This window comes from Methylobacterium sp. P3_A11 (genome assembly GCF_056403155.1).
Genome location: NZ_JBFUGA010000158.1, coordinates 1 through 9,358, shown reverse-complemented (window position 1 = coordinate 9,358; position 9,358 = coordinate 1). Strand labels below are relative to the sequence as shown.

At 69.4% G+C, this 9,358-nt stretch carries 7 protein-coding genes; 3 read left to right on the top strand and 4 right to left on the bottom strand.

Features of this window, described 5'->3' with window-relative positions; translation table 11 throughout:
• Positions 1 to 773 (bottom strand): sugar kinase (locus tag AC1DXK_RS28905; protein ID WP_477299575.1); only part of this gene is annotated, 773 nt, incomplete at its 3' end.
• Positions 774 to 1,484: 711 nt separating this feature from the next.
• Between AC1DXK_RS28905 and AC1DXK_RS28900 the strand changes: the two genes are divergently transcribed.
• Positions 1,485 to 2,438 (top strand): helix-turn-helix domain-containing protein, encoded by a 954-nt coding sequence (locus AC1DXK_RS28900; protein ID WP_477299574.1) that lies wholly within the window; start codon positions 1,485 to 1,487, stop codon positions 2,436 to 2,438.
• Between the two features lie 195 nt (positions 2,439 to 2,633).
• Here the strand turns inward: AC1DXK_RS28900 and AC1DXK_RS28895 are convergent, their stop codons facing one another.
• A complete protein-coding gene (locus AC1DXK_RS28895; RefSeq protein WP_457107859.1) occupies positions 2,634 to 3,062 on the bottom strand; it encodes a Ros/MucR family transcriptional regulator in 429 nt (142 codons plus the stop codon).
• 656 nt (positions 3,063 to 3,718) lie between these two features.
• On the opposite strand from AC1DXK_RS28895, the gene AC1DXK_RS28890 reads away from it, so the two are divergent.
• Positions 3,719 to 5,125 (top strand): HdeD family acid-resistance protein, encoded by a 1,407-nt coding sequence (locus tag AC1DXK_RS28890; RefSeq protein ID WP_457107858.1) that lies wholly within the window; start codon positions 3,719 to 3,721, stop codon positions 5,123 to 5,125.
• A gap of 20 nt (positions 5,126 to 5,145) precedes the next feature.
• On the opposite strand, the gene AC1DXK_RS28885 is transcribed toward AC1DXK_RS28890, so the two are convergent.
• Positions 5,146 to 6,378, bottom strand: a complete 1,233-nt coding sequence (locus tag AC1DXK_RS28885) for a serine hydrolase domain-containing protein (RefSeq protein ID WP_457107857.1) — start codon at positions 6,376 to 6,378, stop codon at positions 5,146 to 5,148.
• A gap of 345 nt (positions 6,379 to 6,723) precedes the next feature.
• Between AC1DXK_RS28885 and AC1DXK_RS28880 the strand changes: the two genes are divergently transcribed.
• Positions 6,724 to 7,050: a DMT family transporter gene (locus AC1DXK_RS28880; RefSeq protein ID WP_457107856.1), complete on the top strand. Its 327-nt coding sequence runs from the start codon at positions 6,724 to 6,726 to the stop codon at positions 7,048 to 7,050.
• A gap of 13 nt (positions 7,051 to 7,063) precedes the next feature.
• On the opposite strand, the gene AC1DXK_RS28875 is transcribed toward AC1DXK_RS28880, so the two are convergent.
• A complete protein-coding gene (locus AC1DXK_RS28875) occupies positions 7,064 to 9,088 on the bottom strand; it encodes a TonB-dependent receptor (RefSeq protein ID WP_457107875.1) in 2,025 nt (674 codons plus the stop codon).
• Positions 9,089 to 9,358: the final 270 nt, after the last annotated feature.

The following is a 9,358-nucleotide window of genomic DNA, read 5'->3' as shown; positions in this document are numbered from 1 at the left end:
AAGCTGTCCCCCGCGGCCGTCGTGTCGACGACCCGCGCCGCCGGCCCGGCCGGCACGGTGGTGTYGGCCGGGCCGTACAGCACCCGGGCGACCGGCCCCGATCCGTCCGAACCCTTGAGCACGATCTCGGCCCGGTCGCGGTGGCACAGGACCTCGTCCGCGCCCGCCGCACCGAACAGCCAGTCCAGATCCTCCGCCGAGGCGAAGATCAGGTCGGCCAGCGCCAGGGCCGCACGGAAGGCCGCCCAGGCCTCGTCCCGGTCGGGCCAGCCGCGGGGGCGGTAGTTGGTGTCGAAGGCGACCCGCCCGCCCCGCGCCCGCAGGCGCGACAGGGTCTCGAACAGGGCGGCGCGTCCGGTCTCGCCGTAGAGCGAGAGGCTGATGCCGGACAGGTAGACGAGGTCGTAGCCGGCGAGCTCCGCCTCGGTCTCGGCGGAGCCCGCCTCGGTGAAGAGGTCCCGGGCCGCGGCGCGGTCGCGCCAGTAGTGAAAGCTGCGCTCGCCGTCCGCATCCGTGCGGATGATGTAGAGCCCCGGCATTCGGCCCGGCAGCCGCCGGACCCGGTCGAGGCCGATGCCCTCGCGGCCCCAGGCGGCCGCCATCTCGTCGCTCCAGACGTCGTCGCCCAGCGCGGTCACGTAATCGACCGCGACGCCGAGGCGCGCGAGGTAGAGCGCGGTGTTCAGCGTGTCGCCGCCGAAGCCGCGGACCAGAGTCCCGTCCGGGCGCTCGGACAGCTCGACCATGCACTCGCCGATGCAGGCGACCCTCATGCGGTTCCTCCCGATGCGCGATGCCGTCTCCCCGCATTGTTCGGCCCGCTCTGTCAATCTCCCGCCCGGCCCCGATTCCCGCCGGCTCGATCCGGAGATCGGGGTGGCGCGACCGATGACTCGTTGTCCGGATAGCAATGATCATTGGCAGTAGAAATAATTCTGGATTTTATTGGAGAATCAATACAATTATTGTGTCGACAGTCTTGTCTATGATCGAAACGAATAAAACAAAGACTGAGTATTTTTGGTGTCATGAGCCATGGTCGGCGATCTGTGTGGAACAATCATGGCAAAGCGATCATGGAAAATCATACCTCCGAAACGCGAAGTGTTCCATGACGGGTCCACAACATGGCGGGGCGGGACGGGAGGCTGGGTGCGCCGGTGCCAGAGCGGTGGCGCGTCATGCAAGCCGGGCTGGGCGGCTTCGGACTGCCGGTGCCGCGACCGCGTCGAATCCGAAGCAATTTCCAAGATGGCGCCATGTCGCTTTTCAATAAGGCACTGTATGATGGTCGCTCCGGTGAAGATGTCGGTGCGTTTCTCGGAATCTGCTATGAATGAATTCTGAATTTTATGTAGAAAAATTATTCCTCGAAACTTGGGAATCGCCGATGCGATCCATGTGGTGCTGAGATGTTCCATACGGCCTTAAGTGCTCTGACGTTTTCTGCGGGCGAATTCCTGACCCTCACGGAAGGTCGCGGGATGAGTGGCGCCTGGAGCTGGGTTTTCGCGGGCGGGGAACTGGTCTGGTCTCCGGGATTCTACCGGCTGCTCGGTCTCGTCCCGAATGCCGCGAAGGCGCGCTACGACCTGCTGCTGAGCCTGATCCATCCGGAGGATCGAGCCCTGATGCCCACGCTCGCCGATATCCGGCAGGGCCAGRTCCCCCGCGAGGTCATCGTCCGGGTGATCCGGCCGAACGGCACGGCACGCACCCTCTCGCTGGCGATGGAGGTGCGGTTCTCGGCCGAGGGGCGGCCCGTCGCCCTCAACGGGACCGCCCTCGATGTCAGCGACCGCGAGCGCCTGGCCCGCCTGCGGCACGAGGACCGCCGCCGCCAGGGCGCGCTCTATCTCACCGAGCACATCACGACCTTCTCGATGGGGCTCGACCTCATCCGGGAGATCCCGTTCACGGTCGCCGAGGTCCACGGCCTGCCGCTCGACGAGATCTGCGCCGATCCGTATCTCATGGTCGTCCCGGAGGAACGCCGGGCCTTGCGGGCGGCGGCCCTGGAGCAGATCGAGCGGCGGGCGTTCTTCCAGGGCACGGCCCACGAGCGCCTCGCCAACGGCGAGCTCTGGCACTTCCGGATCCTCACGATGCCGATCTGGGACCCGGACGGAACCTATCTCGGCCGCGGCGGTCTCAAATATCCCGTCCGCAACCACGCACCGGCCCCGGTCGGCCTGCCCGAGGGGCTGGAGCAGTCGGTGGCCGGGCACCACCTGCGCGCCGCGCGGGCTCTCCTCGACTGGTCGATGATGGATCTCGCCCAGGCGAGCGGCCTGTCGCATTCCACGGTGCGGCGCCTGGAGGAGGATAGCGAGCATCGGGGCAGTCGGTCCCGCCTGCACGCGGTCGAGGCCCTGCACCGGGCGGGTGTCCGCTTCGTTCCCATCGATGACGGGACCCTGGCGGTCGCCCGGGCCTGAGCGCCGCAAGCGATCGGCGGGGCCGGCGCGCAGGATCCGTCCGACCACGCCCCCGGCGCCTCGGTGCGGATGCCCGCCCGGTCGGACCGGGTGCCGGATCGCGCCGCGATCCGGCACCCGGCGCGCCACTCCGCAGTGCTCGAAATGGCGGACCGCGCGGCCCATCGATGGCGGGCAATGCGGCGCGGATCGTGCTCAGGCCGCCTTGTGGCCGAGCTGGATCGCCTTGGCGATCTCCGAGCGCTTGGCGGCGTAGCCCGGGGCGACCATCGGGTAGTCGGCGGGCAGGCCGTACTTGGCCCGGTAGCGCTCCGGCGTGAGCCCGTGCGCGGTGAGGTGGCGCTTCAGGGTCTTGTAGGAGCGGCCGTCGATGAAGCTGATCAGGCCATCCTCCTGGATCGAGGCCTCGATCTGCGCCGCGGTCGGGCCGGTCCAGCCCGCACCCGATCCGGAGCCGCCGCCCTGCAGCACCGTGATGGCCGAGTGCACCTGGTCGATGAGAACCGGCAGGTCCCCCACGCCCACCGCATTCCGAGACACGTAGGCCGCAACCAACGATGTCGTGCACTTGATCAGATCTGTGTTCAGATCCGTCGACTTTTCGTGCAAATCGATAGTGTTCATGGATCCCCCAGTCGTGAGAAGCGAGGCATGAAGACTGGCGCATCGATAAAGCCGATTCCAGGATCAGCATTTACCGCCCAATCGTGCGCCAAATTGCTTCGCGTCTGCCAAGATTGGCACGTAACAATACAAAATCGGTACGATTTGTCTACAGTTTATCTCAAGATGATCTTTGAACAATTTTTGTTCCGGTGAGGCAACATGAGGTTGCTCTGCTTCGGATGCGCAGCAAATATTGCGCAGTGTCGATCTTTGGATCGGCCGCCTGTCGGCGATGACTTCGGATGGTCTCACGATGACGGGCTGCGGACCCACGAATCAGGTTTGGAGACAGGGCCTGAACGGGATCTCGACCCGCGACGGGCGGAGCCCCGCCCTGACCTTTCCGCCCCGCCGGACCGCGACCGACCGGGGCACGGCGGGAATCCGGGCTTCAGTCCGGCGATCCGAGGGCGGTCCGCACCGGCGGATGTCCGGGCGACGCCGCGATTAACAAAGTCATCAGCCAAGTTGTGGATCGTGCGCCCCGGGCGCTTCGCCGAACGCGCGCGTGCCGGGCGACGGGCTCCGGCCGTGACGGCACGGCGTCATCTGTGCGACCGACGCGTCGAAGCGCTTTCGAGGGCGACCCTATGTCCGGACCGTGTCCGACCTCCATGCCGCGCGCACTGTCGACGCGCGACGCGTTCGAGCCGGACGGCGCGGAGGCGGCCGGCGGCCGGACGGCGCCCCTCTGGATGCTCCTCGTCGGGCGGGCCGCGGTCCGCCGGCACTGGCACCTCATCGGCGCCATGGGCCTGCTGTGGTCGTCGCTCGGCATCCTGGTGGTGGTCGATTCCCTCGACGGGGCGCTCCACGTCCCAGACCGGTGGTTCGGCCTGATCCTGCTCGCGGAGGGCGTGAGTTCCCTCGCCGTCGGGCTGTCGGCAATCGGCGCCGCCCGCCGGCTGCGCCTCTTCAAGGGGGGCCTGCTGTCGGTCATGGCCGTCCTGATCATGATGGCCACGCGGCACAGCACCTTCCTGCTCGCCATGATCTTCGGCATCGCCTTCGTGGTCGACGGTCTGGTCCGGATCACGATCGCGGGCCTGCTGAAATTCGCCGGCTGGCGGGCGTCAGTGGCCCTCGGGGGCCTCAGCATCGCCTTCGGGGTGTTCCATCTCCAGCCGTGGCCGACGTGGTACGCCGGCACGGTGGGCTACTGCATCGGGATGTTCCTGATCCTGAACGGCGCCAACCTCGCGCTGGTCGGCCTGCGGACGCGGCGCCTGGGCGTCGCCGAGCCGGCCCTGTCCGGCGCCGCCGCCGAGCCCGGCTGCGCCGCCGAGCCCGGCGGCCTGACGGTCTATGTCTGGACGCCCACCGGGCAGGCGACGACGCCCGCAGGTCAGCGCCTGATCCGGCGCTACGTCGCCTCCGTCGACAAGGCGGGGCGGTTCTCCACGGGCCACGCCGCCCTCCTGCTGGAGGACGACCTCTACGTCAGCCACTATCCGGCGGTGGAGATCGACCGCTCACCTGCCAATCTGCGGTCGAGCCTGCGCGCCGGTCCCGAGAACGACGTGCCGGGGCGCTTCCTGCCCTCCCACGACGCGGAGGTGGCGGATTGGTGTCCGGCGACGGTGGCGGTGCGGCTGAACGGCATCGACGCCGCCCGGCTGCGGGCATTCTGGGCGCGCTACAGCGCGGACACCACCTACAACTTCATCAGCCGCAACTGCTCCACCACGGTGGCCCGGTCTCTGGACGTCGCCGTCGAGGGCGCGTTCAGCCGCGGCGGCCATCCCTGGCGGACGCTCGCCGCGGCGCTGACCACGCCGGAATTCTGGGCCGCCGCCTTCCTGCGCGGCGGCGCGCGGTCCATGACGTGGACCCCGGGCCTGGTGCTCGACTACACGCGGGCGCTGAGCGCCCTCGTCGATCCCGCTTCGCCGGTGCCGTCGATCGCCTGGAGGCGCGTCGGATGGCGGGTCCTGCGCAACTGGCGGGCACGGAGCCTGACGCGCCTGGGCCGGATCGGCCGGCAGCCCGCCGGGACGGAGGCGGGACCGACCGAGGCCTGAGGCGGAACGCGCGCCCCCCCTCAGGGGGTCTTGCCGGCCGCGGCGGCGCGGCCGGCGGCGAGATCGGCCGCAATGGCCTGCATCACCGCGAGCGTCTCGATCTCGTCCTGCTCCGCCCCGTGGTCGCTGAGCTTCACGATCACCGTGCCGGTCTCGCGGTTGACGTAGATGTACTGGCCGTAGACGCCGATCGCCGAGATGTCGTCGTCGTCGCCGCCGGGCGCGTGCCACCACTGGGCGGAGTACTGCCAGCCGTCGACCGCGCGCTGGGCCGGCGTCATGATCCGCTCGATCCAGCGGGCCGGGATGATGCGGTTGGCGTTCAGACGGCCCTGATCGGCCACCAGCAGGCCGAGGCGGGCGAAGTCCCGGGCCGTCGCGTTGATGCAGCAGAACGCCTTCTCGATCCCGCCGGGCCGGTCGAGGTTCCAGGTGGCGTCGGCCTGGGCGCCCATCGGCTTCCAGATCCGCTCCGAGAGGATGTCGGCCAGCGGCCTGCCCTCGATCCGGGCGAGGATCAGGCCGAGCAGCTCGGTGTCGATGCTGCGGTAGCGGCCCTTGCTGCCGGGCTTGAACGCCAGATGGGCGTTGTCGCGCACGAAGGCCGTGATGTCTCGCGTCAGGTACATCCCGGCGGTGCCGGTCAGGGGGTGTCGGGGATCGTAGTTCTCCGGCACGGCGATCCCGCTCGCCATGTCGAGGAGGTTGCGCACGGTGATCTGTCCGAAGACCGCGCCGTTCTTCAGCTCGGGCAGGAGGGCGGAGACGCGGTCGGTCTCGGCGAGCTGGCCCCGCGCCACCGCGGCGCCCACCAGCAGCGAGACGACGGACTTCGCCACCGACCAGGACGGGAACAGCGTCTCCGGTCCGGTGCCCGGGCGCTGCCACTCGTGGATCAGTCCCCCGTCCTGCACCACCAGGAAGGCATTGGTGTGGGTGGCCTCCAGCACCGTCATCAGCGGGACCGTCTTCCCCTTCCAGGGGACGCGGTCGAGGATCGGGCGCGGCCGGGCCGGCAGCTCGCTCCCCCGTGCCGGGGCCTGGACGATCCGGCTCGGGAACCACGTGCCCACCGACGACGGCTCGATCACCGCCAGCGCCGTGAGGGTCAGGGGATCGGGGACGTTGATCAGCGCGGCGGCGGTCCAGGCGCAGCCCGCCACGGCGGTCGCGCCCGCCGCGGCGATCACGCCCCACCGGCGGCCCCGGCGTGTGCGGGCCGGAGAATCCGGGATCGCCGAGGACGCGGTCATGCTGGGTCTGTGTCGCTCTGAATCGTCGCCGTGGCGCGGCCGCTCCCGCGGCGGGGGCCGGCGCGCGGCCACCGTGAGGGGCAGGCCTTAACGAAAGCCCCACTCGGTCCCCGCCCGGGACGGACGCCCTCCGTCGTCGGTGAAGATCYCGGGCGCCGGTTCGGAAATGTTCATGGATTCTGTGGCGATGTGCCGGTCGTCCGCCGCGATCCTGCAGCCGCTTCGCCGCAGAGTTGGGCCGGCCCGTCGACTCCCCGTCTGCTCGGGCGTCCGATTCGAAACCGGTTCTCCACGCCTCGATCGCCCGATTCACGCTGCCCCGACAGCCCGAAAGGTCGCCGTGCCATGAATCCGTACCTGATCCTCGGGCTCGCCATCGGCGCAGAGGTGACCGCCACCCTCGCGCTGAAGGCCGCCGAGGGCCTCACGCGCCCGGGGCCGACGGTGATCGTGGCCCTCGGATACGGCACCGCCCTGTGGCTGATGTCGACCAGCATGGACATGCTGCCCATCGGCGTCGTCTACGCGATCTGGTCGGGGGTCGGCATGATCGGCGCGGCGCTCGGCGGCGCGTGGCTGTACGGCGAGGCGCTCAACCCGACCCTGCTGGCCGGTATCGGGGTGATCGCCGTGGGCGTGACCATCCTGGCCGCCGGGCAGGGCCAGCACTGACCACCGCGCATCCTCAGAACCGCCCCGCGATCGTCAGGCGCACGGCCGTGGGCTCCACCGGGTGGAGCACGCGGTCGACGAGCCCCTCGGCCGGCTCGCCGGGCAGGCGGGACACGTACGCGTAGGTGATCTGGTCGGACTTGCTGTTGGTCAGGTTCAGCACGTCCAGCGAGACGCTGATGCCAGTCTCGAAGTTATAGCCCACCCGGCCGTTGAACAGCGCGGTCGGCCGCGACCGGATCGCGTTGTCCTCGATCAGCGGACGCGGTCCGAAGTAGCGGAACCTCAGGGCGCCGAACCAGCCGAGCGGCTCGCCGAACGTGACGCCCGCCGACGCGATGGTGGTGGGGGCCTCAGGCACCCGGTTGCCCACCGGGTCGTAGTCCGAGAACCGGGCGTTGGTGATCGTCAGGTCGCCCTCCAGCGACAGCCAGGGCGTCACCGCGTAACGGTTCGTCCACTCGACGCCGAAGCGCCGGGTCGGGCGGCTCGGCTCCGTCGTGCCGCTATCCCCCTGGAACAGGTTCTCCGAGGCGAAGTCGAGCCGGAACAGGGCGAGGCTCGTCTCCAGCCCGGCGATCGAGCGGTTGCGCAGCCCGATCTCGTAGCCCGTGGACGGCACCAGGAACGGCGAGCGCGTGGTGTTGAACAGCGAACTCGTCGGATCGACGGTGGCGGTCACGCCGCGCACGTCGTTCGAGTGGAAGCCGCCGCCGTAATTCACGTAGAGTTCGGTATCGAACCACGGGCCGAGGGTCAGGCCCAGCTTCGGGTTGACGATGCCGTCTCGCGCGTTGCCGGAGTTGGCGGGTGTGTCCGAGACGACGCGCGCATAGTAGCCGTCCGCGCGGAAGCCGATCGCGGTGCGCAGCCAGTCGGTCCAGCGGACCCGGTTGTCGAAGTAGAAGGCCCCGCTTGTCTCCAGCACGCGATCGTCGAGCACGCCGGACCGGTACTGGCGGTTCGTGGTGTTGAACAATCCGACGCGGATCGAGTCGGTCCGGGTCTGAACGCCGATTTCGTTTTCCATCGGCCGCCCGAACAGGTCCCCCTGGAAGATATGCAACGCCTCGCCGCCGCCGATGATGCGCTGGTCGAGCTGGTGGAACTGGTCGCCGTTGACGGGATCGTTGAGGAAGTAGGTGAAGTCGTTGAACAGGTTGAGCTGCGAGCGGATCACGTAGGCCGAGGCCCTTGTCACGCCCGTGTCGTCCGTCGCGCTGAACTTGCCCGAGATCGAGAAGCGGGAAGTGTCGCCGCCGTCCGTGGGGTTGATCGTGCCGTAGCGGCTGATCAGCCCCTCGGTGACGGCCCGCTCCGGGATCTGGTTGGTCGCCGTCCAGCGCGCCGCGTAGGCCATGCCGGTGACCGAGAAGCCGTCGAGCGCCGTGCCCTGGCTGTAGCGGGCGACCCCGTTGATCTTGCGCAGCGCGTCCGGGACGACCCACGGCCCATCGTAGACCTGCGCCTCGCCAGCCAGGAGCAGGTTGCCCTCGCCCAGCGGCACAGTGGTGATCGACAGGGCGCGCTTGTAGCCGAAGCTGCCGATCGAGGTCAGGGCGACGTTCTTGGGTGTCGCGTCGAGGTAGTCGATCCGCACCGACCCCGCGGAGGCGAAGTCGCCGTCGCGCACGAAGTACGGCCCCTTGTGGAACTCCACCGCGCCGACGAGTTCGGGAATCAGGACGTTGATGTCGGCGTAGCCCTGGCCGTGGGCGTGGGTACGCATGTTGAGCGGCATGCCGTCCAGGGACAGGGCGATGTCGGTGCCGTGGTCGAGGTTGAAGCCGCGCAGGAAGAACTGGTTGGCCTTCCCCTCACCGGAATGCTGGGTGACGATCAGGCCCGGCACCGCTTCCAAAACTTCTCCGGGGCGGGTCACGGGGCGGCTGTTGACCTGCGGACCCGTGATGAGCCCGGAGCTGGCGGAGTCCACGGGCGTGCTGATCCCGCCGATGCCGGTCGTGCCTCCGACATAGCCTGCGCTCGCGGAGGGACCGATTTGCGGAGCCGCGGCCGCGGCGGGTTCGGCGGTCACCGAGATCTCGTCGAGTCGCGTCTCGGTGGGGTCCGGCCCGGTCCGGTCCAGGGCGGAGGCCGCGGATGTCAGGCTCGCCAGTGCGGCGAGGATGGGGAGCGCGGAGCGGCGGGCAAGACGGGTCACGGGATCTCGGGCGGCGGCAGTGGCACGTCACCGCGAACGAGGCCTCGGCGTCCGTGCTCGCGCGCGGGCGCCTCGACACCCGCCAGGACACCCCGCCCGGCGCGTTTCGCGTGTGACCACGGCTGACGGCAGGTCTCCTGGCTC